At 71.8% G+C, this 26,454-nt stretch carries 23 protein-coding genes; 10 read left to right on the top strand and 13 right to left on the bottom strand.

Translation table 11 applies throughout. The features are described 5' to 3' along the window. Positions 1-125: 125 nt before the first annotated feature. Positions 126-1,076, bottom strand: a complete 951-nt coding sequence (locus OJ962_RS32520) for a nucleoside hydrolase (RefSeq protein ID WP_202958619.1) — start codon at positions 1,074-1,076, stop codon at positions 126-128. 104 nt (positions 1,077-1,180) lie between these two features. Between OJ962_RS32520 and OJ962_RS32515 the strand changes: the two genes are divergently transcribed. The 3 genes from OJ962_RS32515 (at position 1,181) to OJ962_RS32505 (ending at position 6,091) form a co-directional block, all read left to right on the top strand. Next, complete coding sequence (locus OJ962_RS32515) at positions 1,181-4,393, top strand: hypothetical protein (protein ID WP_202958618.1); 3,213 nt, start codon at positions 1,181-1,183, stop codon at positions 4,391-4,393. A gap of 45 nt (positions 4,394-4,438) precedes the next feature. After that, positions 4,439-5,323, top strand: coding sequence for an aldo/keto reductase (locus tag OJ962_RS32510; protein ID WP_202958617.1), 885 nt, complete (start codon positions 4,439-4,441; stop codon positions 5,321-5,323). 108 nt (positions 5,324-5,431) lie between these two features. Continuing rightward, a complete protein-coding gene (locus OJ962_RS32505) occupies positions 5,432-6,091 on the top strand; it encodes a glycoside hydrolase family 16 protein (RefSeq protein ID WP_202958616.1) in 660 nt (219 codons plus the stop codon). Between the two features lies 1 nt (position 6,092). Here OJ962_RS32505 and OJ962_RS32500 read toward each other — a convergent pair whose 3' ends face one another. Further along, positions 6,093-6,671 carry a TetR/AcrR family transcriptional regulator gene (locus OJ962_RS32500; protein ID WP_202958615.1) on the bottom strand — a complete coding sequence of 193 codons (579 nt, stop codon included), beginning with the start codon at positions 6,669-6,671 and terminating at the stop codon, positions 6,093-6,095. 107 nt (positions 6,672-6,778) lie between these two features. Between OJ962_RS32500 and OJ962_RS32495 the strand changes: the two genes are divergently transcribed. Together OJ962_RS32495 and OJ962_RS32490 are read left to right on the top strand one after the other, a co-directional pair. Further along, entirely contained in the window at positions 6,779-7,750 is a 972-nt protein-coding gene (locus OJ962_RS32495) for an ABC transporter ATP-binding protein (RefSeq protein WP_202958614.1), read from the top strand. Beyond that, the gene (locus OJ962_RS32490; RefSeq protein WP_202958613.1) at positions 7,747-8,529 is read left to right on the top strand and encodes an ABC transporter permease; all 783 of its coding nucleotides are present in this window, start codon (positions 7,747-7,749) and stop codon (positions 8,527-8,529) included. Before OJ962_RS32495 ends, OJ962_RS32490 begins: the two co-directional genes overlap by 4 nt. Here OJ962_RS32490 and OJ962_RS32485 read toward each other — a convergent pair. The 3 genes from OJ962_RS32485 to OJ962_RS32475 are packed head-to-tail and all read right to left on the bottom strand — an operon-like array spanning position 8,436 to position 11,717. After that, entirely contained in the window at positions 8,436-9,329 is an 894-nt protein-coding gene (locus tag OJ962_RS32485; protein WP_202958612.1) for a serine hydrolase domain-containing protein, read from the bottom strand. The genes OJ962_RS32490 and OJ962_RS32485 overlap by 94 nt on opposite strands. Continuing rightward, positions 9,326-10,804: a glycerol kinase GlpK gene (gene glpK / locus OJ962_RS32480; RefSeq protein WP_202958611.1), complete on the bottom strand. Its 1,479-nt coding sequence runs from the start codon at positions 10,802-10,804 to the stop codon at positions 9,326-9,328. The genes OJ962_RS32485 and glpK overlap by 4 nt, the downstream gene beginning before the upstream one ends. 13 nt (positions 10,805-10,817) lie before the next feature. Next, complete coding sequence (locus OJ962_RS32475) at positions 10,818-11,717, bottom strand: MIP/aquaporin family protein (protein ID WP_202958610.1); 900 nt, start codon at positions 11,715-11,717, stop codon at positions 10,818-10,820. A gap of 62 nt (positions 11,718-11,779) precedes the next feature. On the opposite strand from OJ962_RS32475, the gene OJ962_RS32470 reads away from it, so the two are divergent. Continuing rightward, the gene (locus OJ962_RS32470; RefSeq protein WP_202958609.1) at positions 11,780-13,480 is read left to right on the top strand and encodes a glycerol-3-phosphate dehydrogenase/oxidase; all 1,701 of its coding nucleotides are present in this window, start codon (positions 11,780-11,782) and stop codon (positions 13,478-13,480) included. Here the strand turns inward: OJ962_RS32470 and OJ962_RS32465 are convergent, their stop codons facing one another. Further along, positions 13,481-14,596 (bottom strand): glycosyltransferase, encoded by a 1,116-nt coding sequence (locus OJ962_RS32465; RefSeq protein WP_202958608.1) that lies wholly within the window; start codon positions 14,594-14,596, stop codon positions 13,481-13,483. Positions 14,597-14,679: 83 nt separating this feature from the next. Here OJ962_RS32465 and OJ962_RS32460 point away from each other — a divergent pair, with 83 nt between their 5' ends. Further along, a complete protein-coding gene (locus OJ962_RS32460) occupies positions 14,680-15,948 on the top strand; it encodes a calcium-binding protein (RefSeq protein WP_202958607.1) in 1,269 nt (422 codons plus the stop codon). Here OJ962_RS32460 and OJ962_RS32455 read toward each other — a convergent pair. Further along, on the bottom strand, positions 15,945-16,445 hold the full coding sequence (locus tag OJ962_RS32455) for a DMP19 family protein (RefSeq protein ID WP_202958606.1): 501 nt from the start codon (positions 16,443-16,445) through the stop codon (positions 15,945-15,947). The two genes, OJ962_RS32460 and OJ962_RS32455, sit on opposite strands and share 4 nt — an antisense overlap. 5 nt (positions 16,446-16,450) lie before the next feature. Continuing rightward, positions 16,451-17,722 carry an SGNH hydrolase domain-containing protein gene (locus OJ962_RS32450; RefSeq protein ID WP_202958605.1) on the bottom strand — a complete coding sequence of 424 codons (1,272 nt, stop codon included), beginning with the start codon at positions 17,720-17,722 and terminating at the stop codon, positions 16,451-16,453. 104 nt (positions 17,723-17,826) lie between these two features. Between OJ962_RS32450 and OJ962_RS32445 the strand changes: the two genes are divergently transcribed. Next, a complete protein-coding gene (locus OJ962_RS32445; RefSeq protein WP_202958604.1) occupies positions 17,827-18,267 on the top strand; it encodes a VOC family protein in 441 nt (146 codons plus the stop codon). Positions 18,268-18,340: 73 nt separating this feature from the next. On the opposite strand, the gene OJ962_RS32440 is transcribed toward OJ962_RS32445, so the two are convergent. The 3 genes from OJ962_RS32440 to OJ962_RS32430 form a co-directional block, all read right to left on the bottom strand. Then, on the bottom strand, positions 18,341-19,534 hold the full coding sequence (locus OJ962_RS32440; protein WP_270006886.1) for an ABC transporter substrate-binding protein: 1,194 nt from the start codon (positions 19,532-19,534) through the stop codon (positions 18,341-18,343). 50 nt (positions 19,535-19,584) lie between these two features. Then, the gene (locus tag OJ962_RS32435; protein WP_202958602.1) at positions 19,585-22,488 is read right to left on the bottom strand and encodes a WD40/YVTN/BNR-like repeat-containing protein; all 2,904 of its coding nucleotides are present in this window, start codon (positions 22,486-22,488) and stop codon (positions 19,585-19,587) included. Positions 22,489-22,593: 105 nt separating this feature from the next. Then, complete coding sequence (locus tag OJ962_RS32430; RefSeq protein WP_202958601.1) at positions 22,594-23,022, bottom strand: FHA domain-containing protein; 429 nt, start codon at positions 23,020-23,022, stop codon at positions 22,594-22,596. A 100-nt stretch (positions 23,023-23,122) separates the two neighbouring features. Between OJ962_RS32430 and OJ962_RS32425 the strand changes: the two genes are divergently transcribed. Beyond that, on the top strand, positions 23,123-24,070 hold the full coding sequence (locus OJ962_RS32425) for a helix-turn-helix domain-containing protein (RefSeq protein WP_238932714.1): 948 nt from the start codon (positions 23,123-23,125) through the stop codon (positions 24,068-24,070). Here the strand turns inward: OJ962_RS32425 and OJ962_RS32420 are convergent. Both OJ962_RS32420 and OJ962_RS32415 read right to left on the bottom strand, forming a co-directional pair. After that, on the bottom strand, positions 24,055-24,549 hold the full coding sequence (locus OJ962_RS32420) for an RNA polymerase sigma factor (RefSeq protein WP_202958599.1): 495 nt from the start codon (positions 24,547-24,549) through the stop codon (positions 24,055-24,057). The two genes, OJ962_RS32425 and OJ962_RS32420, sit on opposite strands and share 16 nt — an antisense overlap. A 201-nt stretch (positions 24,550-24,750) precedes the next feature. Further along, complete coding sequence (locus tag OJ962_RS32415; protein ID WP_202958598.1) at positions 24,751-25,662, bottom strand: SDR family oxidoreductase; 912 nt, start codon at positions 25,660-25,662, stop codon at positions 24,751-24,753. 147 nt (positions 25,663-25,809) lie between these two features. Between OJ962_RS32415 and OJ962_RS32410 the strand changes: the two genes are divergently transcribed. Next, positions 25,810-26,364, top strand: a complete 555-nt coding sequence (locus tag OJ962_RS32410) for an RNA polymerase sigma factor (RefSeq protein WP_202958597.1) — start codon at positions 25,810-25,812, stop codon at positions 26,362-26,364. The last annotated feature ends 90 nt before the right edge of the window (positions 26,365-26,454 follow it).

The following is a 26,454-nucleotide window of genomic DNA, read 5'->3' as shown; positions in this document are numbered from 1 at the left end:
AACGATCCTGGGAGCGCTCGTTCGTCACGGTCTCGGGCGCGCCCCTCCTGCCGCACGACCCCGTCACTGAGCTCGTTGTCGCCCCCGCGCTCCAGACGTAGAACTCGCACGCGGTGGCGTTCGACTCACAGTCGCGCGAGCACGCGCGCACCGAAGAGGGACTCGAACGCTTCGAGGTCCACGTCGGTGGCGATCAGCGCGTTGTCCGGCCGGTCTGGACGCGACCACGCGGACGCGCGCCCCGGGAGCCAGGCTGCGCTCGTGCCGGCCAGCGGCTCGCTTGCGGTCTCCACGTGAACCAGCGCCGGTGTGTACTCGAACAGGTCGGAGTTGACGGCGCACGCGACGGCGAGCGAGTCGTAGAGGTGCGGCCCGTCGTCGCTGCCGTGCAGCCACTCGTCGGACACGCGACGCAGGAAGCGTCCGAACGGACTGTGGAAGCCGACCTGGGTGAGCTGCTCGGGCGTCAGGTGCGTCCGGTGGCAGATGTCGAGCCCGAGCAGGACGGGCGTAAGACCGGACGCGAGAACGACGTTCGCCGCCTCCGGGTCCATGAAGAAGTTGAACTCGGCCGTCGGCGTGACGTTGCCCGGGGTTTCGAACGCGCCGCCCATGACCACGACGCGCTCCAGACGGTCGGGCAGCGAAGGGTCGGCCAGCAGCGCGGACGCGAGGTTCGTCAACGGGCCGATCGCGATCACCGTCAGCGGTGCGTGCTCGCGCGCCGTGCGAACGATCAACTCGACCGCGCGCGGCTCGGCGAGTGGTCCTTCCGCTGCGGGCAGCACCCGGGCCCGGCGACCGCTCTCGGCGAGCCGGCGCAACTGCTCGTGGCGGGCCGCGCCGCCGAGTGGTCGCTCGTGCCCGGCCGCGAGTGGAACATGCTGTCGGTCGAGCAGCTCGAGCACCCGGGCAGCGCTCGCGAACGAATGGCGGACCGGAACGTTGCCTTGGACGCAGGTGACCGCCCGGACGTCGAGCTCACCGGACGCGAACGCCAGCGCCAACGCCAGGCTGTCCTCCGGATCCACGCCCACGGTTCCGATCCCCGGGTCGGTGTCGATCACGACGTCCATGCGCGCATCTTGCCCGACTCCGTCCGGTGGTACGGATAGCCCCCACCGAAAGAGCCGGTCGAGCGCATTGACGGGCGCCTCACCACCCGCGTAGATTCGCACTCGTGAGTCAGCGTGATGTCGAGGTCGTATCCCAGCCGGCCCCGGCCATCACGCCGGCCCCCACGGCAGCTCCCGCCCCGCTCGCCTCGACGACCGGCCCCGCCGGCCTGGCGGCGCTCGGCCCCCAGCAGCGCGCCGCCGCCGTCCGCGGGCTCAGCGCCGGCGCGGGCAACGCGGCCGTCTCGCGCCTGCTCGCGCGCAACATCCTGACCGACTTCGCCGAGTTCAAGCACGACATCGACATCGACCTGGACACGGCGACGACCGAGCAGAAGCTGGCCGAGATCCAACGGCTGCACGGCAAGCCGGGGTTCGGGGCGACGGTGGTGTGGGAGTCGATGCCGGACCTGGCCGCGGTGGCCAAGCAGAACGCGCCGCTGTTCATCGCCAGCGCCAAGCGCGACCCGACGCTGTTCGACAACAAGGCGTTCGACGGCGTGCGCAAGGAGTTCAAGGCCGCGGTCGAGGGGCGGGTGCTCAACAACCTGCAGTCCAACCGCGACTATGTGACGGCGCAGATGGAGGCGGTCGGCGTGACCGCGGGGACCGATCCCGCGGCGGCCGAGACGACCGCCGACCAGGACCTCGCCGTGCGCAAGGCCCAGTTGCTGGCCGAGAAGGTCGCGCTGTGGCAGGACGGCATGGCCAAGGCCAAGCAGATCAAGGTCGGCCGCAACACCAAGACGCGCCTCGGCGGCTACCGCCGGGACTTCGACTCCGAGGTGGAGGTCGACGCGACCTTCGACCCCGAGAAGCCGCCGTCGATGAAGGGCGCGCCGGTTGGCCGCGAGGGCGAGTTCAAGGACTACAACGAGGTCAAGCAGCACTACGACACGCTCGACCACGGCGTCAAGAAGATCCTCGCCGAGTCGCCCGCGGTGTTCGCGATCGTCAGCGGCGGCGAGGCGGGCGCGGCGAAGGACTTCGCCAAGCAGGACACGGGCAAGGCGCGCGCCCAGCTGGGCACCGCGCTCACCAGCATGGGGTCCAAGATCGACGAGGCCGTGCCGCTCGTCGGCGACGACCTCGACTACCGCGACTTCATCCCCGTCCACCAGCAGCTGATGGGCGCGGGGCCGTTCGCGGGCGAGCTGGAGAAGGCGATCATCCAGCGCGACGTCGAGGGCCACGAGATGGGCAAGGTCCTGCGCTCGCTGGCGCTCGGTGCGCTGTCGGCGGCCGCGTTCCTGGTCGCCGAGTTCGCCACGGCAGGCATGGCGACGTTCATCGCGGTCGCCGTCGGCATCGGCGCCAGCGTCGGCAACGCCGCGCTCTCGATCGAGGACTACCTCGACAAGGCGAAGGCCCACGGCGCCCGCTCGGGCGACACGCGCAACGACATCGTCACCGAGGAGCAGGTCGACAGCGCGCTGTTCCAGGCCGTGATGGACTCCGCGCTCGCGTTCATCGACGCGGGCGTCGGCATCTTCTCGGCCGCGAGCAAGGCGCTCGGCCCGGGCGCCAAGCTGCTGGAGGCGGCCGAGGCGGGCGCGGGCAAGATGGCGACCGCGACCCTCAAGGAGGCGCTCGGCGGCGGCGAGCACGCCGCCAAGGTGCTCGCGATCGAGAAGTCGCTGGCCGAGGCCGGCATCGACGCCACCGTGAAGGCCTCCGGCAAGAGCGCCGAGGAGCTCGCCACGCTCGTCGGCAAGGAGACCGAGTCCGGCAAGCGCCTGCTCGCCGCGGCGGGCCTGGGCAAGGACGCGGCCGCCGTCGAGGGCCTCGTGACCAAGCTGGCCGACTTCGCCAAGCTCGAACCGGCCGAGCGCGCGACGGTGATGCGCGCCGCGATCGACCAGTTCGGCTACGCGGGCGCGCTCAAGCGGGCCGGCGGCTGGAAGACGGTCACCAAGACGCTCGGCGAAGGGCATCCGATCGCGGCTGAGCTGGACGCCTGGCGCTCCGGCCTCGTGCGCGAGATGCAGGCGTGGATGGAGGCGGCGTCCAAGGGCGAGTCCAAGGCCGTCCAGACCGGCACGTCCGCGGCGACCTCCGACGTCGACATCTCCACCGTCGGCCGGGAGGCCGCACAGCAGGCCGACCGCGCGCTGGAGTTCATCTCCCGCCGCGCGGGCGTCACGCGCGCCGAGCTGGAGAGCGTCCTGGACCTCGACGCGGCCGTGAACCCCGCGCGCATGCACCTGCAGGACGTGGTGAAGGGGCTCACGCCGCAGGCGCGCGCGGCGATCGAGCGCGAGGCGGCGCGCTTCGAGGAGGCGCTGACCTACTCGCGCCGCTACCACCAGGCGCAGAAGGCGGGCGACGAGGCGCTGATGAAGTCGATCGAAGCCGAGGCCGGCGGCGCGCTCAACAAGACCTGGCAGCCACTCGGCAAGGACCAGATCGGCGCGCTGCAGAAGCGCATGGACGAGTGGTCGGCGGCGCTCGCCAAGCTCGAGGCCGACGGCGGCTCCGAGGCCGAGAAGGCCGCGCTGATCCAGAAGATCGGGCGCACGCAGGCCGAGGTGCTCGCTTCCAGCGACACGATGTACGGCACCGGCGGCTCGATCCGCACGTGGGTGACCGAGCGCGCGGCCGCCGCCGGCGTGAAGTCCGACCTCGAGAAGCTCGCCGAGGCGGGCGTGAAGATCGACCCGGCGGCGGCGAGCATCTGGCCGGGCCAGCGCTTCACCGCGATCCTCGGCGAAGGCCACTTCCTCGACAAGGCGTTCGCGGCGATCGAGCGCGGCGCGGAGGGCACGGCGCTGGTGGGCGCGATCAAGGACTTCGGCAAGCACGGCGGGCGCGTCGTGGAGATCCTCGGCCGCGACGTCGCCGTCACCGGCATGAACGCGGCCAAGATGGAGCAGCTGGCCGACAACCTGGCGCTGTGGCTGAAGGCGTCCAAGGGCCCGCTGGCCGACACGGTCAAGGACGCGGCCGCACTCGGCGCCATCCGGGCACAGCTCGCGACGCAGGTCGGCCAGCTGCGCACGGCGATGACCAACGGCGTCGGGGCGCTGCGCGCGCAGGCGCAGCTCGGCACGGCGCTCGGGTCGGCCGAGCTGGCCGGGATCGACGCGTGGGTGCGAGCGCAGGCCGCCGCCGAGCTGCGCGGCCAGGCGCTGCTCGACAACCTGCTCAAGATGGAGCAGGCGCTCTCCCTGCCCGGCAAGGTCGCCAACGCCGCCGCGAACACGTCGGAGTCCACCGCGCCCGAGCCCAACACGAGCACGCCGGACGGGCCGGTGTACTCCCCTCCGCCCTCGCCGTAGCTCCTGGCGCGTGACGGCCACGCCCGCCGGGAAGGACCAGGCTCGATGAAGCTTCGAGAGATCGGCAATGACACCGTCGGGCGCGAGCGCGTGGGCGCGATCGGCCTGGGCCTGATGACCTTCGACCAGACCGGCGCGCAACCGCGCGAGCAGCTGGCCGCCACGGTCCGCGCCGCGGTGGACGCGGGCGTGCGCCTGTTCGACACGGCGGACGCCTACGGCCCCGGCGAGGAGCTCGGCGCCAAGGCCCAGGGCGAGAACGAGCGGCTGATCGCCGGACTGCTCGACGAGCTCGGCCTGCGCTCGGAAGTCCTGCTCGCCACCAAGGCCGGGCACACGCGGACCGAGGGAGGCGGCTGGGCCACCGACAGCTCCCCCGAGCACCTGCGCAGCGCGGTCGACGCGTCGCTGCAGCGGCTCGGCGTCGACCAGCTCGCGCTCTGGCAGCACCACCGCCCCGACCCGAACCGCGACTACGCCGACATCCTCGGGACGCTGAAGGAGGTCTACGACTCCGGCAAGGTCCGCATGGTCGGGCTCTCCAACGCCAACCCGGACCAGATCCGCCTCGCCCACTCGATCCTGGGCGACGCGCTCGTGAGCGTCCAGAACGAGTTCTCGCCCGCCTTCCGCTCCAGCCGGCCCGAGATCGACGTGTGCGAGGAGCTCGGCCTCGCCTTCCTGCCCTGGTCGCCGCTCGGCGGGCTCACCAGCGCCAAGGGCCTCGCCGACAAGCACCCCGCGTTCAAGGAGATCGCCGACCGCCACGGGGTCAGCGCCCAGCGCGTCGCGCTCGCGTGGGAGCTCGCGCAATCCGAGTGCGTGATCCCGATCCCGGGCGCCAAGCGCCCCGAGTCGATCACGGACTCTGCGGCCGCCGCCGACCTCGAGCTCTCCTCGGACGAGCTCGCGGCGCTGGACGCCGGCTGACTCGCGCGCGTATCGGCGCGCGCAGCGCGGACACACCGCGTCTGGACAACCTTCCTAGACCGCGGACCGATTGTGAACCTTCGCGGCCGGAGGGACGACGCAGAGAGCATGCTGCGCTCTCTTGTGGTTGCCGTCCTGGCCATGCTCGTCCTCCCCTCCGCCGCTCACGCCGCCGCCGGTGATTTCCGAGACGGCTTCGACACGTTCGACACCACCCGCTGGGCGGTCGGGCAGCACCAGCTGGGCCGGAGCGCGCTGACGGCGCCGAACGTCTCGGTCGCCGGCGGGGCGCTCGCGCTCACCCTTCCGGACGGCACGACCGACGGCGGGGAGATCCGCAGCCAGCAGCAGTACAGCTCCGGCACGGCCCGCGCGCGGGTGCAGGTGGCGAACGCGCCCTCGTCGATCACCGGCTTCTTCCTGTACGCCGCGCCCGACTACGCCGCCGAGATCGACATCGAGATCTTCAACGACCCGTCGGGCCGCGTGATGTTCTCGACCTACGCCGGCGGCCGCCAGACGCACACCGAGACGCGGACGCTCGGGTTCGACCCGACCGCGGCGGCCCACGACTACACGATCCGCTGGGGCAACGGGCGCGTCCGCTTCCTGGTCGACGGCGTGCTCCTGCGGACCTGGAGCGCGGGCGTGCCGAAGGCCCCGATGCACCTGTTCGCCAACGCCTGGTTCCCGGCGTGGCTCGACGGGCTGGCGCCGGTCACGCCGCAGGCGACGCTCGTCGACGAGATCGAGTACCACCGAAGCTGAGTCAGCGCACGCCGTCGAACGCGATCTTCAGCAAGGCGTCGATGTGCCGGGGCTTGATCGGCATGGCGTGGATCAGCCGGTACTCGACGAAGCCGTACACCACGTCGCGCAGCGCCTGCACGTCGGCGTCGTCACGCAGCTCGCCGCGTTCCTGGGCCAGGGCGGCCCGCCGGCCGAACGCCTGCACGTTCGGCTCGATGATCTGGTCGAACAGCGCGCTCAACAGCTCGGGGTCGGACTGGCCGGCCGCGATCAGCCCGCGGTAGGCCGAGCCGAAGCCCGTGTTCGCGATCAGCTTGAGGATCCCTCGGAGCTGGGTGCGCAGATCGGCGGCGAAGTCACCGGTGTCCGGGAACGAGACCACGGGATCGAGGCTGTGGGTCGCGGCCTCGAGCACGACCGCGCCCTTCGAGGACCACCAGCGGTAGATGGTCTGCTTGCCGACGCCCGCTCGCCGGGCGATCGCCTCGATCGAGACCTTGTCGTACCCGAGCTCCCCGATCAGCGCGATCGACGCGTCGAGGATGGCCTGGCGTGACCGCTCGTTGCGCCGGAGCGGATCGGGGGCATGGTCGGGCATCCGGCGCAGCATAGTCCGCAACGAGACGGCGCGTATTGTCACCGTCCATGACAAGACGAGACGGAGCGTCTTGACACGAGACGAGACGGTCCGTAAGTTCTCGCACCATGGCGATCATTCAAGCCTCTCGAGCACCGGCGGCGCCGACGCTCTCCAGCAGTGCGTCCGCGATCGAAGTGCGCGGGCTGCGGCGGACCTACGGCCGCGGCCCGTCGGCGTACGAGGCCGTCCGCGGGGTTGACCTCGAAGTGGCCGCCGGATCGATCACCGCGCTGCTGGGCACCAACGGCGCCGGGAAGACGTCGACCCTCGAGGTGATCGAGGGTCTTGCCCCGGCAACGGGCGGCACCGTCAGCGTGTTGGGCCTGGACCCCGTCGCCGACCGCGGCACGCTCCGCCGGCGCACCGGGGTGCTGCTGCAGCGCAGCGGCTTCTCGGGCGACCTGACCGTGCGCGAGACGCTGCGCCAGTGGGGCGGCACGCTGACCGCCCCGCGTCCGGTCGACGAGATGCTCGCGCTGCTGTCGCTCCACGAGCGGGCCGACGTGCGCATGCTCGCCCTGTCCGGCGGCGAGGCCCGGCGGGTCGAGGTCGCCTGCGCGCTCATGGGCAGCCCTGAGCTGGTCATCCTCGACGAGCCCACCACCGGGCTGGACCCCGAGAGCCGGCGCGCGGTCTGGCGCGTCGTGTCCGACCTGCGCGACGGCGGCGCCACGGTGCTGCTCACGACGCACTACCTCGAAGAAGCCGAGGCGCTGGCCGACCGGCTGGAGATCATGCACGCCGGGCGCATCGTCCGCTCGGGCACGCCGGACGAGATCGCCGAGGGGCACCCGTCGACGATCACCTTCAGCGGCGCCGAAGACCTTCCCCGCGATCTCGCCGGCGTCACCCGGATCGTCCGCGACCACGGGCGCACGACGCTGGAGACCGACGCGCTGCAGCGCTCGCTGCTGGACCTGCTGAGCTGGGCGCAGCACCACGAGATCACGCTCGAGCACCTGGACGCGCGCACCGCCAGCCTCGAGGCCGTCTTCCTCTCGATCGCCGACGGCACCGAGCCCGGGAGCCCGCGATGACCACCTTCTCGCCGCGGCGAACCGCGAACCTGACGCGCTGGAACGTGGTCCTGCTCTCGCGCAACCGGCTGGCGTTCTTCTACGCCGCGGTGTTCCCGCTGCTTCCGCTGGCGTTGCTGTTCACCGGCGACCGCGGCGACGAGGCCCTCGGGGCCCGCACCATCACGACCGGCTTCCTCGTCGCCTCGCTGTTCACGATCTACTACAACGTTCTCTCGCAGTTCGTCAATCGCCGCGACGAGCTCGTCCTCAAGCGCATGCGCACCGGCGAGGCGCGGGAGGTCGAGCTGCTCGTCAGCATCGCCATGCCGGGTGCGCTGAGCACGCTGCTCGTGGCGACGATCGTCGTCCCGCTGGCCGCGGCGCTCGGCCAACCGCTGCCGGTGAACCCGCTGCTCTACGCGGTGCTGGTCGTATTGGTGATCGCCACGTTCAGCGCCTTCGCGTTCTGGACGGCCGCGTGGACGCGCAGCGCCGAGTCGGCGCAGCTGACCAGTCTGCCGCTGATCCTGCTGGCCTCGGTCGGGCCGATGACCAGCTCGATCCCCGGCATGTCGGACGCGCTGCGCGAGCTGCTCTCCCTCACCCCCGGCGCCGCGATGTCGGACCTGATCCGCGTCGGCTGGTTCGGCCTCGACGGCCCGGACGCCACCGCGACGACCCTGAGCTTCGCCGAGACGGGGAGTCAGGCGGCCGAGCCGCTGCTCGTGCTGGCGGCCTGGACGGTCATCGCGCTCGCGCTCGCCCGCCGCTCGATCCGCTGGGAGCCGCGGACATGACCGGAGGTCACCGCGGTCGTCGACCGCTGAGCCTCCGCCGCGCGCAGCGCCTTGAACGCGTCGCCGTTGACGCGGCGCGCCTTCGCGTGGAGCACGATCACCTGCGTGTCCGCCTTGATGACCGCGAACGAGCGGAAGCCGCCCGTGCCGCCATCGTGCATCCACATCTGGTGCTTGCCCGGCGCCTTGCGCCAGGCAAGCGACGGGCGCTCGGCCTCCGCCGCGAGGAAGCGCAGCATGTCGCTCGCCGTGGAGCGCAGGCCGCCGGCGCCGGCCAGCGCCGCGAGGTGCCAGGGCGGCGTGGCGCGGCCGAAGAAGTCGCGGCCCTGGACGAGGCCCGGCGTGTCGAGCGCCGTCTGCGTCATCTCGAGCGGCTGCGTGATGTGGGCGCGGACGAGCTCGGCGTAGCTCGTGCTCGCGCGCTGGGCGAGCGCGTAGCCGAGCAGGCCGTAGCCGAAGTTCGAGTACACCATCTCCGTGCCGGGCTCGTGCTTCGGCGTCGTCGCCGCGATCACGCTCGGCATGACCTCGTCCGTGAACTCGGCGTATGGGTCGCGCCGGTTCCAGCGGCCGGTCTTCTTCGGCAGCCGCGGCAACCCCGAGCGGTGCTCGGCGAGCTGCCGGAACGTGAACGCGCGGCCGTCGACGACGGGCTCGTCGAGCGTGACGAGCCCTTCGTCGACCAGCAGCGCGAGCAGCCGCGCGGTGAACGGCTTGGTCAGCGACCCGATCTCGTACACGGCATCCGGGTCACCGTCGAACGTCGTCTCACCTGCGTGGCGAACTCCAATCGTCTTCACTCAGTCCAATCTAGGCTGCGCTCGACCGCTTTCTTCCACCGCGCGTACTGCGCCTCGCGCTCGCCCTCGTCCATCTGCGGCTCCCAGCGCTTGTCCTCGGCCCAGCGCTCGCGCAGCTCGTCCTGCGACGCCCAGAACCCGGTGGCCAGCCCGGCGGCGTACGCCGCGCCGAGCGCGGTCGTCTCGGTCACCTTCGGGCGGATCACCGGCACGCCGAGCACGTCGGCCTGGAACTGCATCAGCAGGTCGTTGCCGGTCATGCCGCCGTCCACGCGCAGGTCGGTGAACGGGACGTCGGCGACGGCGTTGGCCGCGTCCACCACCTCGCGCGACTGCCACGCAGCCGCCTCCAACGCCGCCCGGGCGATGTGCCCGCGGTTCGCATAGGCGGTCAGGCCGACGATCACGCCGCGCGCGTCGTCGCGCCAGTACGGGGCGAAGAGCCCGGAGAACGCGGGCACGAAGTACACGCCGCCGTTGTCGTCCACGGTCTTGGCCAGGTCCTGCACCTCGGGGGCAGAGTCGATGATCTTGAGGCGGTCGCGCAGCCACTGGATCAGCGCGCCGGTGACGGCGATCGACCCCTCCAGCGCGTAGGCGGCCTTGCCGTCGCCGAGCTTGTAGGCCGCGGTGGTGAGCAGCTTCTCGGTCTGGACGATCTCCTCGCCCGTGTTCACCAGCAGGAACGAGCCCGTGCCGTAGGTGTTCTTGGCGTCGCCGCGGTCGAAGCACGTCTGGCCGAACAGCGCGGCCTGCTGGTCACCGAGGATGCCGGCGATCGGGGTGCCGCCGATCGCGGTGCCCTTCACGTCGCCGTAGGCCTCCGAGCTCGACTTGATCTCCGGCAGCATGGAGCGCGGAATGCCCAGCAGCTCCAGCGACGGCTCGTGCCAGTCGAGCGTCTCCAGGTTCATCAGCAGCGTGCGCGACGCGTTGGTCACGTCGGTGATGTGCTGCTCGCCGCCGGTGAGGTTCCAGACCACCCACGAGTCCATCGTCCCGAACGCGAGCTCGCCCTTCTCCGCGCGCTCGCGGGCGCCGTCGACGTTGTCGAGGATCCACTTGATCTTCGGGCCGCTGAAATAGGTGGAGAGCGGCAGGCCGGTGACGTCGCGCAGCTGGTCGGCGTCGCCGAGCTCGCGCACGATCTGGTCGGTGCGCGTGTCCTGCCAGACGATCGCGTTGTAGACCGGCTCGCCGGTCTCACGGTCCCACACGACTGTCGTCTCGCGCTGGTTGGTGATCCCGACGGCCGCGATGTCCCCCGCCTCGAGGTCCGAGTTCGCGAGCGCGCCGCCGATCACCTCGCGCGTGCGCCGCCAGACCTCCTTGGCGTCGTGCTCGACCCAGCCCGCCTTGGGCGTGATCTGTTCGTGCTCGCGCTGGTCGACGGTGACGATGTTGCCGTCCTTGTCGAACACGATGAAGCGCGTGCTCGTCGTGCCCTGGTCGATGGCGCCGATGTAGTCAGCCACTGGTTCTCCTCACTCAGTCGACCGCGGTGCGGCCCTCTTCGGAAACGTCGGGGTCCGGCGTGATGCCGCGCGCGATCAGCGTGTTGCGAATCAGGAAGTCGTAGATCGCCGCTCCGATGCCGGCGCCGACGATCGGCCCGAGGATCGGGATCCAGAAGTACGTGTTCACGTTGCCGTAGTTGCCGGGCATGGCGACCTCCCCCCAGCCGGCGATCCAGGCGAAGAAGCGCGGGCCGAAGTCGCGCGCCGGGTTGATCGCGTAGCCCGCGTTGGCGCCGAACGAGATGCCGACGGCAACGACGATGAAGCCGACGATCAGCGGCGCCAGGTTGGCCTTGACCGGCGCGTTGTACTCGTCGGTGACGGCAAAGACGAACGCCACCAGGATCGCGGTGCCGATCACCTGATCCAGGAACGGGCCGAACCAGTTCTCGTAGTACGGCGCCGGGAACGTGCCGAAGATGCTGTACGTCGGAACGCTGTTCTCGGCGCCGCGGTTGATGTCGTTCGCCGACTCGTAGGAGATGATCGCGTACCGGTAGTTCAAGTACACGACCGCCGCGCCCGCGAACGCGCCGAGCACCTGCGCGACGATGTAGCCGGGCACCTTGCCCCACGGGAAGCCACGCCGCCACGCGAGCGCGAGCGTCACCGCCGGGTTCAGGTGGGCGCCGGACACACCGCCGGCGACGTACACCGCAAAGCACACGGCGAAGCCCCAGCCCCAGGTGATCAGCAACCAGTCGCCGCTCGCGGCGAAGATGAGCTCGCCGCGCCCGGATTGGTTGAGCGCCGCGACCGCCATGGCCACCACCCCGCAGCCCAGCAGGATGATGATGAACGTACCGAGGAACTCCGCGACATGTTCGCCGAGCACTGATCGCTGCCAGCCCCAACGACGGGTACCGCTCATACGAGTCTCTCCTCTCGCTAGCCTCCCAATGGAAGAAACCTACTCTTCTTTGGAGCCCGCTCTTGCACGACCGTAGCCGTCTTGGTCCCGAGCAACGCCGCCGCGACCTGTCGCGCCTGGAATCCGAGGTGTTCGACGTGGTGGTGATCGGCGGGGGCACGGTCGGGACCGGTTCGGCGCTGGACGCGGCCACGCGCGGGCTCTCGGTGGCGCTGCTGGAGGCGCGGGACTTCGCCTCGGGCACCTCCTCGCGGTCGAGCAAGCTCGTGCACGGCGGCCTGCGCTACCTCGAGCAGAAGGACTTCGGGCTCGTGCGCGAGGCGCTGCGGGAGCGGTCGCTGCTGCTGAACACGCTCGCGCCGCACCTGGTCTCCCCCGTGCCGTTCATGGTGCCGCTGAGCGAGTGGTGGCAGCGGTTCTACATCGGCGCCGGACTGGCGTTGTACGACACGCTGGGCGGTCACCAGGGGCTCAAGCGCCACCGGCACCTCACGCGCCGCGGCGCGCTGAAGATCGCACCGGCGCTCAGAAAGGACGCGCTCGTGGGCGCGATCCAGTACTACGACGCCAAGGTCGACGACGCCCGCCACACGCTGACCGTCGCGCGCACCGCCGCGGCGCTGGGCGCGGTGGTCGCCTCCAACGCGCGCGTCACCGGCTTCCTGCGCGAGGGCGAGCGCGTGACGGGCGTGCGCGTGCGGGACATGGCGGGCGGGCACGAGTTCGACGTCCGCGCGCGGGAAGTGGTGAACGCGACCGGTGTGTGGACCGACGATGTCCAGCACCTGGTCGGCGAGCGCGGCAAGTTCCAGGTGCGCGCGTCCAAGGGCATCCACCTCGTCGTCCCGAAGGACCGCCTGCAGTTGGACACCGGGCTGATTCTGCGCACCGAGAAGAGCGTGCTGTTCGTGATTCCGTGGGGCCGGCATTGGATCGTCGGCACTACCGACACCGACTGGAACCTCGACAAGGCGCATCCCGCCGCGTCGGCCTCGGACATCGACTACGTGCTCGAGCACGTCAACGCAGTGCTCAACCAGCCGCTGACGCGCGAGGACGTCGAGGGCGTGTACGCCGGGCTGCGGCCGCTGCTGACGGGCGAGTCCGAGTCCACGTCCAAGCTCTCGCGCGAGCACATGGTGGCGGTGCCCGTGCCCGGGCTGGTCGCGGTCGCGGGCGGCAAGTACACGACCTACCGCGTGATGGCGCGCGACGCGATCGACGCCGCCGCGCGCGGCCTGGACCGCCACGTCCCGCCTTCCGCCACCCACGTCACGCCGCTGGTCGGCGCCGACGGCTTCCAGGCGCTGTGGAACCGGCGCGGGCGCGTCGCGGCGGACTCCGGCGTGCACGTCGCGCGCGTCGAGCACCTGCTGCGCCGCTACGGGACCATGACCGAGGAGCTGCTCGAGCTGATCCACGAGGACCCGACGCTCGGCAAGCCGCTGCCGGGCGCGGACGACTACCTCGCGGTGGAGGTGCGCTACGCCGCCTCCCACGAGGGCGCGCTCCATCTGGACGACGTGTTGACGCGCCGCACGCGGATCTCGATCGAGACGTGGGACCGCGGGCTCGAGGCCGCCGAGCCGGCCGCGCGGCTGATGGCCGAGCCGCTGGGCTGGGACGAGGACACGATCGAGCGCGAGGTGTCGCTGTACCGCGAACGCGTCGCCGCCGAGCGGCGCTCGCAGGAGCAGCCCGACGACCGCGCCGCGGACCTGGAGCGCCTGAGCGCGCCGGACGTGTTCTCCCCCGCCGGCTGACTACGGGTCGATGAGCTGCTGCGCGGCGGCGTCGACCGTCGGCAGCGCGCGGATCTCGTCGGCGACGACCGCCGCCCGGGCGGCGTAGCGCTCGTCGGCGAGCAGCGTCCGGACGGCGCCGGCGAGCTCGTCGATCCCGCCGACGGCGATGCCCGCGCCGAGCTCGTGGACGCGCGCCGCGTTGTGCGGTTGGTCGGCGAACATGGGCAGCACCGCGAGCGGGACGCTCTCCGCGAGCGCCCCGCGGACCGTCCCGCTCCCGCCGTGGCAGACCACCGCCGAGGCGTCGCGCAGGACGTTCGCCTGCTCGACCCAGCGTTCGACGCGCACGTTGGCGGAGACGGACCCGAGCTGTTGCGGATCGCGGTCGCGCCCGACGGTGACGAGCAGCCGGACCGGCAGCGCCGCCAGCGCGTCGATGGCCGCCCGGTAGAGGTCCGGGAAGAACTCGCGCTGCGGGGCCACCGTGCCGAACGTCAAGTACACCAGCGGATCGGGGTGCGCGAGACCGCGTCCGCCGGTGCGGGCGTCGCGCTCGCGGAAGCGCCGCAGCTCCGGCGGCCCGGGCCGGGCCGGCTGCTCCAGTACTTGCGGCATCAACGTGAAGTGGGCGAGCGCTTCCCGGTCCGGTGACCGCAGCCCGTGCGCGTCGCGAGCGCGCGCCAACGCGGCGTCCGTCTGCTCCAGCAGCTCCTCCTCGACCGCGTATTGGGAGATCGAGACCTTCACGAACGGCAGCCCCACGTGCGCGCCCGCCAGCCGGCCCGCGAACTCGCCCGCCTCCGACAGCACGACGTCCGGGCTCCAGGCGCTGATCGCGTCGAACATGCCCGGGAGCGCCGCATGCACGTCGAGGCCGGCGAACACCTCGGTGAGCGCCCGCTCGTTGGCCTGCACGGGCGCGAGCCCGCGCGTGGAGGCGAAGATCGCGGAGCGCTCCGCGGCAGGGGGTTCGGCCAGCGGCCACGTCGCATAGCCGGCGGCGGCGACCGCCTCGGCCGAGGACGTTCGGGTCGCCACGAGCACCTCGCCCCCGGCGTCGCGGATCGCCTCGAGGAAGGGCCGCAAGGGCCCGAAGTGGCCGGCTGACCCGGTCGTGGTGACGAGAATGCGCACACCCTGGAGACGCCTCGCGCGGAACGGGCATTCCCCGCGCGCTGGGCGGGAATGCGGAGCGCCGACGCGTCGTCTGGCGGAGCATGAGGTTCAGCCGATCCCTCGCGGGTGCGCTGGGCGCGCTCGCCATCCTCGCTCCGCCGGCGGCGGCGGCGGACATCACCTTCGACGGGCGCACGCTTGTGGTGCGCGACGCGGAGGAGGCCGGGCTCGTCCTGCGGGGCGCCCGCCTGGAAGTGGACTTCGGTCGCGACGGCGACCCGGAGTTCCTGGTCCCGCGCTCGCGGTTCGACAGCGTGCGCGTGAACGACGTCGGGACGCTCGCGCTCGAAGGGGGCCGGTTCGAGCTCGCGGCGGTGGACGAGACGGTCCGTGTGAGCGGCAAGTTCGAGGCGGAGCTGGACAGGGTGGGGATCGTGCGCATCGCGGGCACGGACGCGAGCGACGTGCTGAGCGTCGGTGACCTGTCGGCGACGGACACGTTCCAGGTGGCGGCTGCGCTCGGAGCGGGCGCGGACCGGATCACGATCGCCGGCGGTGAGGACGACGATCAAATCTCGATCGGGGCGTTCGGCGTTCTCGGGCCCACCTACGTGACCTTCGAGGGTGCTGAAGTCGCGGACCGGCTCGTGGTGGACGGCGCGGCCGGTGACGACATCGTCAGCGCCTCGGTCGCGACCATGACCCTGACCCTCGCCGGCGGCAGCGGCGACAACACGCTGCTGGGCGGGCCGGGCGACGACACCCTGCTCGGCGGCGACGGGTTCGACGACGTCCGCGGCGGGGCGGGGCACGACGTCGCGAAGCTCGGCGGCAACTTCGACCGCTTCAGCTGGCGCTCGGGGGACGGAAGTGACGTCGTGGACGGCGGCGAGAGCCGCGACTCGCTGTTCTTCGAGGGCTCGAACGCGTCCGAGGCGTCCGTGTTGAAGGCCGACGGCCGCGCGCTGCGGTTGACCCACAGCACCGGCAGCACCGTGATGGCGCTGACCAATCTCGAGGAGGTCGACGCCGTGCTGGGCGGCGGCGCGGACACGTTCTCGGTCGGCGACCTGCGGCGCACGCCGACGCAGCTCGTCGACGTCAGCCTCGCGCCGCTGCCGATCACCGCGGGCGGAGACGGCCAACCGGACCGGGTCACCGTCGACGCGACGCCCGACCACGACGCGCTCACGCTCACCGGCCAGATCGTGGTGGCGGGAACGGCGACGCTCACCGGGCTCGCCCACACCGTCAACGTCAGCCACGCCGAAGCGGCGGACACGCTCGCGATCGACACGCTGGCCGGCCAGGACACGGTCGACACGAGCGGCCTGCAGGCCGGGACGATCGGCGTCCAGGTGTTCGACTAGCGTTCGCCGAGGCCCTTGAACTCGTGCGGGACGCTCTCTGCGTACCGCACGAGGTGGGTCTCGATGCGCTCGTGGGCATCGGCCATGAGCCCGTCGAAAGCCTCGTCGAGCGCCGTGAGCCGCTCGCCGCTGGACTCGACGGCGCGCACCATCCGGCGGAACTCGCTCGACGCACGCTTGCGCGGCGGCTCGTCGAACGCGACGGCGTTGGCCTGCTCGAACAGGCGCTGGAACCGACGTGCTTTGACCAGCGCCGCCGCGTCGGGGGCCAGCGGCGCGAGCGCCGGCGCGACGACGAACAGCTGCTCGAAGCCCCCGAGCTGGATCTGCTCGCACGCCGCGATCAGCACGTACAACGCCTGCTCTCCGGCCGAGAGGGCCTCGAGGAACAACGGCTCGCGCTCCGGTTCGCCGACACGCTCCACCAGCCGCCGGTAGTGGTCGTGAATTCGCGCGACGTCCTCGGGCGACGCAGAGGGGTGGCCGGGAGGAGACACCGCGTTCAGCCGAGCGCTCGCAGCAGGTAGGGGCCGAGGGTCGTCGAGAAGGCGCGCGTGAGGTGGTCCGGGTCCTTGAGGACGAGGACGCCGCCGACCACGGGTGGACAGCGGTCAGGCGTGCAGATGAAGTCCGAGAGGTCGAGCAGCCGCACGCGGTCGTCGCCGGGCGCGCGGGCGGCCTCGGCCTCCGGGTCGGGCGGAAGAGCGAGCTCGCGCGGCTCGGCGCAGTGGAAGTCGATCGGCTCATGTGCGCGCAGCAGGCGCTCCACGCACTCGCTGGTCTCCAGGCTCACCCGGCTCGGCGTGTCGCGGATCACGTAGATGCGTTGCACGCTTCGGGCGAGGGACCGCCACGCCGACCGGTAGCCGGCGACCGCGTCACCGGCGAACAGCGACAGGTCGTGCGCGGCGACGAACACCGTGCGAACCTCGGGGTGGTCGGTGAGCCAGCGGCGGGCGGCGGTGTTGAAGTCCTGGCACTCGGCGGCCTGCGCTGCCGGGTAGTGACGGACCGGGGTGTCGGTGAGCGGGCAGCCGCCGCGCGTGAGCGCGACCACGTGCCAGCGGTTGGCCTGCGCGACCACGTCGAGGGCGGCGCGCCAGTGCTCCGCGTGGCTGTCACCGAGCAGCGCGACGGTCTCCTGCGCCTGCGATGGCGTGACGCCGAAGTGGCAAGGGGCGAGCAGTGGCGTCGCGTCCAGCACCGTGCACGGGGCGCCCGGGATGAGCAGGGCCTCGGTCGGCGTCGGGCTGACGACCGTCCGTAGCTTCTCGTTGCGGCACGCGGACGCGAGTGCGGCGGCGCCGAAGCACCTGGGCGTGGCGAGCAGGCGCGCGCGGGCCGCGAGCGTGCCGCGGCGGGGCAGCGCGTCCGTGCGGTCGCCCCAGCGGGTGCGCACCGACCACCGGAACGAGCCGAACGGCAGTCCCGCGTCGGCGGGCGTGAACTTCACCGTCAGCCTCCCCCCGTTCCGGGACACCGTGCCGACGACGGCGGTGTCGCGGCGCAGGACCAATCGGCCGCGCACGCTTGCGACGCAGAGCGCAACCGTTTCCCGTGACTGTCCGTGCGTGAGGTCCAGGCACAGCGCACGCCGTCGCCCCGTGAGCGCCGCGGGCTGGTAGCGGCCGCGCGTTCGAACCACGAGCTTGAGCTTGGTCCCGTCCTGCCCGAGCGAGGCCGACGCCAGGTCCAGCGGCGCGGCCCGGGGCGTCACCGGCGAGACGTGCACGACCGGCGTCGGGTTCAATGGCGGCGCCGGGGGGTCGAGCACGTGCGCACCCTAGACCGTGCGGGTGTCGAGCGGGTGCGATCGGCTCCGCTCAACGAGCGAAGGGGCCGCGACCGGCGCCGCCCGCCAGAACCAGGAGACACGACATGACGCTGCGACGGATGGACAACGTGCTCATCGTTGTCGAGGACATGGAGGCCGCCAAGGCGCTCTTCCGCGAGCTCGGCATGGAGCTCGAGGGCGAGACGCAGGTCGAGGGCCCGTGGGTGGGCGATGTCATCGGGCTGGGCGACGTCCGCGCCGACATCGCGATGCTCCGCACGCCCGACGGCCACGGCCGCGTCGAGCTGACGAAGTTCCACCGGCCGGAGGCGGTTCGAGCCGAGCCGCGCGACGCGCCCACGAACGCGCTCGGCATCCGCCGCATCATGTTCGCCGTCGAAGGCCTCGACGACGTCGTCGCCCGCCTGCGCAGGCACGGCGCGGAGCTCGTCAACGAGATCGCCCAGTACGAGGACCACTACCGCCTCTGCTTCATGCGGACCCCTGAGGGCTTCATCCTCGGGCTGGCCGAGCAGCTCGGCTGACCACCGCTTCGGCCAGGCTGGTCCGGGGCGCCTACAGCCGCGTATCGAAATCCCGATACGCCGACGGTAGGCGTCAGTCCAGCTGGTCGACGGGATGGAGCAAGCCGGCGAGCGGGTCGTCGTCGACGGGGCCGAAGACGAAGCCGTCGAAGCCGGCGATATAGGTGTCGGTCGGCGAGATGCCCTCGTGGTACTCGGCGTTGTAGCTGCGTTGGTCGCCGTTGGCGCCGATGATGCTCGCGCCGCCGTTGAGCGTGTCGAGCATCGGCTGCCCGAGCGTGTTGACCTGGTCGACCGCCTCGGCGACGAGCTTGAGCGCGTCGTAGGGGTACATGGCCCAGTCGGGCGGCTGGATGACGTCGCGGCCGTCCTGCTCGACGCCGACCTTGTCGGTGCCGAGCAGGTCCTCGTAGCGCTTGCGGAAGGCCTCGAACGGCTTCGGGCCGACCTCGGCCGTGATCCGCGAGGAGACGAACTTCAGCGAGCGCATCCACTCCGGGTGGGCGGCCAGGCGCTGACGCACGAGCGGGTCCTCGGCGGTCTGGCCGGCCAGCACCTCGACGTCCCAGCCCGCCTGGTGGACGGCCTCGACGGTCGCGGCCACGGTCGCCGCACCCGCCCACACGACGACGCGGTTCGCGCCCGCGCGGCGTGCCTGCAGCACCTGCGGCGCGAGGTCACGCGCCGCGCGCGGGATCACGTGCTCGGACACGACCTCGACCTCGTCGATCTCGAACGCGTCGCGCAGCGCTTCGCGGCCCTGCTCCCCGTAGTCGGTGTCGTCGCTGAGCAGCGCGACCTTGGGGTTCGCGGGCGCGATGTAGTCCGCGAGCCGGCGGGTCATGATCGCGTCGGCGGGCGCCAGGCGAAACACGTGCGGCCAGCGCTGCGGGTTGATCAGGTTCCGCCCGCCCTGGAAGAGGATGAACGTCGGGATCTGCGCGGGCCCCGTCACGTCGGCGGTGGACGCCACGCCGGTGCCGTCGGTCAAGAGCACCGCGGCCTTGCGCCGCACGGCCTCGCGCGCGTTGGCCAGGGCGGTCGCGGGTGAGGAGCCGTGGTCGAGCACGACCAGCTCGAGCCGGCGCTTGCCGCCCTGCAGATCCAGGCCGCCGGCCTCGTTGATCTCCTCGACCGCCAGGCGCGCGCCGCCCTCGATCGAGCGGGCGACCCACGGCTCGCTCGAAACCGGCGCGCTCACCACGACGGGCACGGTCGGCCCGCCTTCACCGGCGCCCGCGCGGCCGCAGCCCGCGAGCGCCAGCACGACGCCCAAGAGGGGGGCCCAGGCGCCGAAGCGCCTGGGCCGGGGTTCCATCACGGGTTCGTGGTGGAGAGCGTGAACGTCAGGGTCTTGCTGTAGGTACCGGTGCGCAGCGCGTCGGTGCGCTTGATGAGCTGCTTGAAGGTGACATCCACCGAGTCGTTGGAGACCGGTGCGGTCCACGTCGACTTGGAGAGCTCCACCCGCAGCGGCTCGGGCAGCGAGAACGCGCCGTTGGTCATGTGACCGGGCTCGGACACGCTGAGCGTCGCGTCACCGGCGGTGCTGATGACGTTGGCCGTCGTCTTGGTCTGGTAGTCCTGCTCGACACCCGGCGTGAACGTCGGGAAGCTCGCCGGGTTGACGCTCAGGCTGAGCGTCGCCGGGACCGAGCCGCCCGCGGTGCCGCCGGCGCCGCCGCCGTCGACCGCGTCCGTGAACAGCGGCAGCACGAAGTTGCTGCGGCCGAAGGTCGCGATGATCAGGCGCTTGCCGTCACCCGACAGCTTGAGGTCGTGCACCGGGACGTTCGGGAGGCCGACGCTGATCTCGTACCAGGACGTGTCGCCGTCCTTGAGGTCGAACACGCCGACGTCCGTGGCCGCGAACAGCACGTTGCCCCTCGGGTCGTACTCGAGCATGTCGACCGGGCCGTTGGGCATGTTGTAGGACACGTTCTTCCACGTGTCCCCGCCGTCCTTGGTCTCCCAGACGCTGGCCGAATCATCGCCCTGGCGGAAGCCCGAGAAGCCGATGTAGGCGTGGTTCGGGTCGTCCGGGTCGGCGACGATCTTGTTGACCCAGCGCTCGGGCAGACCCTGCATGCGCTCCCAGGTCTGGCCGGCGTTCTCGGTCTTCCACACACGGCCCGTGTCCGTGCCGGCGTAGATGACCTGCGCGAACGGCACCGGGGTCGCGGACTTCGCGGGCGCGAGGGTGGTGACCGCGCCGTAGAGGTTCGTGTAGAGCCCGATGTCGATCTCGCTGGCGGGGATGGCCCCGGGCAGCGCGTCGGTCGGGTCCGTCGGGTCGGCCGGCGTGCTGTCGGTCGGGCTGATCACGCTGAACGCCGTGCCGCGGTTGAGCGAGCGCCCGATGTAGTTGCCGCCGATGTAGATCGCGTTCGGCGGCTGGGAGCCGTCCTCGGCCTTCGGCGGCGTGTTGGGGTCGATCACGATCGGCGCGTCCGTCGTGTAGCGCTGCCCCGGCGCATCGATCTGTGCGACGCGCGAGGCCTGCGTGCCCGTCTCGCTGTCGATGCGCCGCCAGCAGCTGTGTGAGCCGGCTCCCGACGACTGTGAGCACGTGTAGTAGATGCGGTCGTCGTGCGGATCGATCGCGTTGTAGTGGCCGTCGCCGCCGCCCGCGTCGTTCCAGACGTTGCGCAGCTCCGGATCGGACGGCGACGGCTCCGCAGTCGTCCAGGTCTTGTTGGAGCCGTTGTCCTGGAGGCCGATGATCTGCCGCTTCCAGTCGAACGGGGAGACCGCGAGGTGGTAGCTCTGGTTCCAGGGCTGGTTGGACGCCTTGACCCACGAGTTGGTCACGCCGTCGGCCTCGGACCGCCACATGCCGCCGTCGTTGCCGAGGAACACCCGCACCGGCGTGGCCGGGTCGCCGTCGATCGTCGACGGGTCGAAGTCCATGCCCTGCTGGTCGGCGTGGAGCGGGGGACGGACCGAGGTCGGGCCGTTGGTGACGTTGGCCCAGCTCATGCCGCCGTCCGTCGAACGGCGCAGGTTGACGTCGGCGTTGAAGATGTGGTTCTCGTCCTCCGGGTCGACCCAGATCTTCCCGAACCACCACTGGAAGCCGTTGTTCGCGTACGCGCGGCCGCCGACCCGCAGCGTGTCCCCGCCGTCGTTGGAGAAGTAGAAGCCCTTGTCCGGGCCCGTCGGGCCGCCGGCGACGACGTAAAGCTTGTTCGGGTTGCTCGGGGCCAGCGCGATCCCGATGCGGCCGAGGCTCGCGTCCTTCTTGAGGCCGGTCTGCGTCTGGTCGTACGCGGGCAGCGGGTCGATGATGTTCTCGAGCCGCTCCCACGTGTCGCCACCGTCCTTGGAGCGGAACAGGCCGGAGCCGAGCCCGCCGTAGGTGCGCGTGCCGTTCGTGCGCTTGTGGTCCCACAGCGACGCGTAGACGATGTCCGGGTTGGTCGGGTGGATCTCGAGGTCGACGCCGCCGGTCATCGGCGTGTCGGGCGCGAGCACGCGCTCCCACGTCTCACCCGCGTCCTCGGTGCGGTAGATGCCACGCTGGGAGACCGAGCGGGCGATGTGGCCGGTGGCCGCCGCGAACACGCGGTTGGAGTTCTTGGGATCGACCGCGATCCGGCCGAACGCGGCGCTGTCGGGCAGGCCCATGTGCTTCCAGGTCTGGCCCTCGTCGGTCGACTTGTAGATGCCGTCGCCGAAGTAGGTCAGGCCGCCGCCGGGCGGGTTCGCCTCGCCCGTGCCCGCCCACAGCGTGCGGTCCGGCGCCTGGGCGATCGCGCCCATCGCCTGCACGTTCCGGTCGGGCCAGATCGACGTCCAGTTGGCGCCGCCGTCCGTGCTCTTCCAGATGCCGCCGCTCGCGGCCGAGCCGATCACGGTGTTGGCATGGTCGCGGTCCGCGACGACGTCGGTCATGCGCCCGCCGATGTTGTACGGGCCGAGCTGCTGCCAGGCGATGCCGGAGGCCGCGGCCGGGACCGCGTCCGCCTGGGCCCGCATGCGCTTGACCATGTCGAGCGTCACGTCCTCACCGGAGCTCTTCGCGAGGTCCAGCGTCTCGTTCGGGGTGGCGCCGCCGCCCGCGGCCGCCAGCTCGGCGGCCTCGTTGTGCGGGGGCACGAGATCCAGTGGCGACGCAGCGTTGGTCGGCGCCACGGGCGTCGTCGATCGCGTCAGCGCGAGCATCGTCAATACGCTCGCGAACAGCACCGCCGCGACCACGGTGATCGCGCTCCGCCTCATAGACCCTCCCTCGTTCCACCCCAATACCAGGGCTTCATGAGCCCTTAATGAGGACTCTATGGGACGAGGCGGTCCGGGTCCACTTGACGTTTGTCGGATCCGGGACTAACGGATGTCGATCTCCGTCTCACCGAGCTCGAGCACATCGCCGCGGTGCAGGCGCGCACGCGTGATGGGCCGACCGTTCAACAGCGTGCCATTGACCGAGCTGAGGTCGCGGATGAGACAGATCCCCGCCCGGACCGCGAGCTCGGCGTGGTGGCGGGAGACGGCGTCGTCGGGGATGCAGATGTCGCAGTCGGCGGAGCGGCCCAGCGTCCAGCGGCCGGCGCGGTTCAGCGGCCACTCGCGGGAGCCGACCACGAGCGCGCGGACCGGGTCGCGCGTGAGGCGCCAGCGCGGCAGGTCCCAGATCGCGTCCTCGACCTGCCCCCGCAGGGCAAGGGCGGCGCGGGCCTCGAGCGTGGCCGTGCTGACGTGCCCGGCGCCGTAGGCGTCGCGGAGGCGTCGCAGGGCCCGCTCGGGCGTGCTCATTGAGCGCATCGTGTCACGCAACGCTGCCGACGAGGCCGCTCAGGTCGGGTGGGTGACGCGCGTCGATGACCCGATGTTGCACATGCGTCAAGATCTGGCCATGTCTTCGCACCGCGTCGTCGCGCTCTTGCCGGATCAGGTGGCGACGTTCGAGCTCGGGATCGTGGTCGAAGTCTTCGGGCTCGCCCGGCCCGAGCTGGACGTGTCGTGGTGGTACGAGCTCACGCTGTGCACCGAGGTCCCGGGCCGGCTGCCGGCGACCACCGGCGGGTTCGCGTTCGTGATCGGGCACGGGCTCGAGGCGTTGCGGGACGCCGACACGATCATCGTCCCAGGCTGGAACGGGGAGCCGTCGGACGCGGTGCTGGAGGCGGTGCGGGGGTCGCGCGCCCGGATCGTGTCCATCTGCAGCGGCGTGTTCCTGCTCGCAGCGGCGGGGCTGCTCGCGGGGCGCGAGGCGGCGACGCACTGGCGCTACGCCGACCGCCTGGCGGCGCTGCACCCGGACCTGACGGTCAACGCGGACGTGCTCTACGTGGACGGAGACGACGTGCTGACGTCGGCCGGCAGCGCCGCCGGCATCGACCTGTGCCTGCACATCGTGCGGCGCGACCACGGAAGCGCCGTCGCGAACGCGGTCGCGCGCCGGCTCGTGATCCCGCCGCACCGCGACGGCGGCCAGGCGCAGTTGATCGAGCTGCCGGTGGCCGCGCACCCGGACGACGACCCGATCGCGCGCGTGATGGCGTGGGCGCTGGAGCGGCTCGATCAGCCGCTCGACCTGGCGACGCTCGCCGCGCGCGCGTACATGAGCGTGCGCACGTTCACGCGCCGCTTCCAGCGGGCGACGGGCACGACGCCCGGGCGCTGGCTGATCGAGCAGCGCGTGCGCGCGTCGCTGGCACTGCTCGAGGGCTCCGACGAGCCGGTGGAGACGGTCGCCGCTCGCGTGGGGTTCGGAAGCGCCGCGACCTACCGGCACCACTTCACGGCGATCATGCGCACGACGCCGACCGCGTACCGGCGCGCGTTCTACGCGGCGGCGTAGGCCGACTGTAGGCGCGCGCGGCCGCGGTGCAGCCGGCTCATCACGGTGCCGATCGGGATCTGCAGCACGTCGGCGGCCTCGTTGTAGGCCAGGCCGGCGACGTCGACGGCCGCGATCACCTCGCGCTGCGCCGTCGGCAGCGCGTGGATCTGGGCGATCAGCTCGCGCGTGTGCAACTGCTCGACGGGCTCGGCGTGCGCGGGTGCGACGAGGCGCGCGTCCTCGGGCTCGAGCGGCGCGAGCTGCGGACGGCGGTCCTTCGTCCGCAGGCGGCTGATGTGGGTGTTGCGCAGCGCCTGGTGCAGATAGGCGGCGGTGCCGGCGGGCCCGATCTGCCGCGGCCGAGCGAGCACCTTGACCAGCATGTCCTGGACGAGGTCCTCGGCGTCGTGGTGCGAGCGCGTCATCGCGCGGGCGGCGCGACGCAGGGAGTCCATGTGGGCGGCGATCGTGTCGGGATTCAGGGGCTCGGTGGGCATGCACCGAGACTCCCGGTCCGCGCCCGATCGCCATATGGGGGACCTCCCCCTGCCTCACCCCCCAACCTAAAGGGGGACTGTCCCTCTTTAGGAAACGCCGCGCCGCCGCGCGCTATTCCGCCGCCCGGACCATGACGTTTCCTAAAGGGGGACTGTCCCTCTTTAGGATCGCCTCGTCGTTGATGGTCCGCGGGCGCGGCATCACCCGGGGTCGGGCGTCCCGCTGACCAGGGTCTCCAGACGGGCCTCGAGATCGACGGCGCCCCAATCCGGTCGGGCGCCGTCGGCGTCCACCAGGTCGTAGACGCGCATGAGCTCCCACGAGCCGAGGCACTGACCGGCGAAGCGATTCCGGTCGGGGTCGGCCGCGAGGGCGGCGATCCCGCGACCGAGCAGGTGCGGCGTCTCGGAATGGCTGAAGTAGGGGACTCGCTCGGCCGCCTCGCGCCACGTCTGCTCCGTGACGGCGAAGTAGTCGAGCATCGCTTCCGACCGCAGCCACCCGGGCGTGACGGTCAAGGCCGTGATGCCGTGCGGCTCGAGCTCGTGCGCGAGTGACTCGCCCATCCGAACGACAGCCGCCTTGACGAGGTCGTAGGACATGTTTCCGCGATACGGCACGTCGCCTTTGCCGTCGCCCACCTCGACCACGAGGCCACCCGCACCCTCCAACATGAGCGGAATCGCGAAGTGGCTCGTGATCAGGTGCGTCTCGACGCCGTTGCGGAGCACGGCGAGGGTCACGTCGAGCGGGTGCTCCCACAGCGGCTTGTCCTGGACGAACGGATCGCCGCCCCAGACGTCGTTGACCAGGATGTCGAGCCGCGCGTGATCGCGGCGGATGCGCCCCACGAGCGCGGCGACGTCGTCCGCGTCGGCGTGGTCGCAGCGCACGGCCACACCTTCGCCGCCGGCGGCCGTGACGAGCTCGGCCGTGTCCTCGATCGTCTCCGGGCGGTTCATCGGTGAGCGTGCGGACCGTGTGGAGCGGCCGCTGCCGTAGACGGTGGCGCCGAGCGCTCCGAGCTCGATCGCGATGGCGCGGCCGCAGCCGCGCGTAGCGCCGGCGACGAGGGCGACCTTGCCAGCGAGCGGGTGATCTTCGGTTGGCATTGCCGCAATATAACCGAATGTACGTTTACCAACGTCTCGGCACCCTCATCGTTCGACGAGGGTGCCGAGCGCGCGAGACCCAACGCGGGCGGGACCAAGGTCCCATTGAGGGTGCGACCGGGTTGCGGGGAGCCTCCGTCTCCGCCCATGTCCGCGCCCCGCCTCAGCCCCGCCGCGCTCGCCGCCGCCTCAGACGCGCGGCTCGTCGCCCGCACCCGCGCCGGGGACGAGCGCGCCTTCGCGGCGATCGTCGACCGCTACCGCGGGCCGCTGGGCCGCCACTGCGGACGCTTCCTTCCCGCCGCCGCGGCCGAGGACGCGCTGCAGCAGACGTTCATCAACGCCCACGCGAGCCTGACGAACCCGGCCGCCACGCTCCCGCTCGCGCTCAAGCCGTGGCTGTACCGGATCGGGCGCAACGCGGCGCTGAACCTCGCCCGCGACCCCCAAGCCGACCTCGGGCCGGTGCCCGACGACCTGCTCGGCGACGACGCCCCCGACGACGTCTTCGAGCGGCGCGAGTGGTTCGACACGTTCGTGTCGGCGATCGGGGCGCTGCCCGACTCCCAGCGCCAGGTGATCGTGCGGCACGCGTTCGGCGGCGACAGCCACGAGGCGATCGCGGCGGACCTCGGGATGAGCGCCGGGGCGATTCGCCAGCTCGCCTACCGCGCGCGCGAGACCTTGCGCGCCGCGGCGTAGCCGGCGGCGGCGCGGCAGCGAGCAGCGGCGCGCCGACAAGTGGCGGCGCGGCGAGGGCGGCGCGGCGACGGCGGCGCGGCAGCGAGCGGC

The organism is Solirubrobacter deserti, assembly GCF_027587175.1.
In the GTDB taxonomy this organism is placed as follows: Bacteria; Actinomycetota; Thermoleophilia; order Solirubrobacterales; family Solirubrobacteraceae; genus Solirubrobacter; species Solirubrobacter deserti.
The sequence above is the reverse complement of the archived record's forward strand: the minus strand, read 5'-3'. Positions and strand labels throughout refer to the sequence as shown.

Coding starts and splice junctions, on each gene's coding strand:
- OJ962_RS32520 (WP_202958619.1), bottom strand. CDS start 1,076: ATGGACGTCGTGATCGACACCGACCCGGGGATCGGAACCGTGGGCGTG.
- OJ962_RS32510 (WP_202958617.1), top strand. CDS start 4,439: ATGAAGCTTCGAGAGATCGGCAATGACACCGTCGGGCGCGAGCGCGTG.
- OJ962_RS32505 (WP_202958616.1), top strand. CDS start 5,432: ATGCTGCGCTCTCTTGTGGTTGCCGTCCTGGCCATGCTCGTCCTCCCC.
- OJ962_RS32500 (WP_202958615.1), bottom strand. CDS start 6,671: ATGCCCGACCATGCCCCCGATCCGCTCCGGCGCAACGAGCGGTCACGC.
- OJ962_RS32495 (WP_202958614.1), top strand. CDS start 6,779: ATGGCGATCATTCAAGCCTCTCGAGCACCGGCGGCGCCGACGCTCTCC.
- OJ962_RS32490 (WP_202958613.1), top strand. CDS start 7,747: ATGACCACCTTCTCGCCGCGGCGAACCGCGAACCTGACGCGCTGGAAC.
- OJ962_RS32475 (WP_202958610.1), bottom strand. CDS start 11,717: ATGAGCGGTACCCGTCGTTGGGGCTGGCAGCGATCAGTGCTCGGCGAA.
- OJ962_RS32460 (WP_202958607.1), top strand. CDS start 14,680: ATGAGGTTCAGCCGATCCCTCGCGGGTGCGCTGGGCGCGCTCGCCATC.
- OJ962_RS32445 (WP_202958604.1), top strand. CDS start 17,827: ATGACGCTGCGACGGATGGACAACGTGCTCATCGTTGTCGAGGACATG.
- OJ962_RS32435 (WP_202958602.1), bottom strand. CDS start 22,488: ATGAGGCGGAGCGCGATCACCGTGGTCGCGGCGGTGCTGTTCGCGAGC.
- OJ962_RS32430 (WP_202958601.1), bottom strand. CDS start 23,022: ATGAGCACGCCCGAGCGGGCCCTGCGACGCCTCCGCGACGCCTACGGC.
- OJ962_RS32425 (WP_238932714.1), top strand. CDS start 23,123: ATGTCTTCGCACCGCGTCGTCGCGCTCTTGCCGGATCAGGTGGCGACG.
- OJ962_RS32420 (WP_202958599.1), bottom strand. CDS start 24,549: ATGCCCACCGAGCCCCTGAATCCCGACACGATCGCCGCCCACATGGAC.
- OJ962_RS32415 (WP_202958598.1), bottom strand. CDS start 25,662: ATGCCAACCGAAGATCACCCGCTCGCTGGCAAGGTCGCCCTCGTCGCC.
- OJ962_RS32410 (WP_202958597.1), top strand. CDS start 25,810: ATGTCCGCGCCCCGCCTCAGCCCCGCCGCGCTCGCCGCCGCCTCAGAC.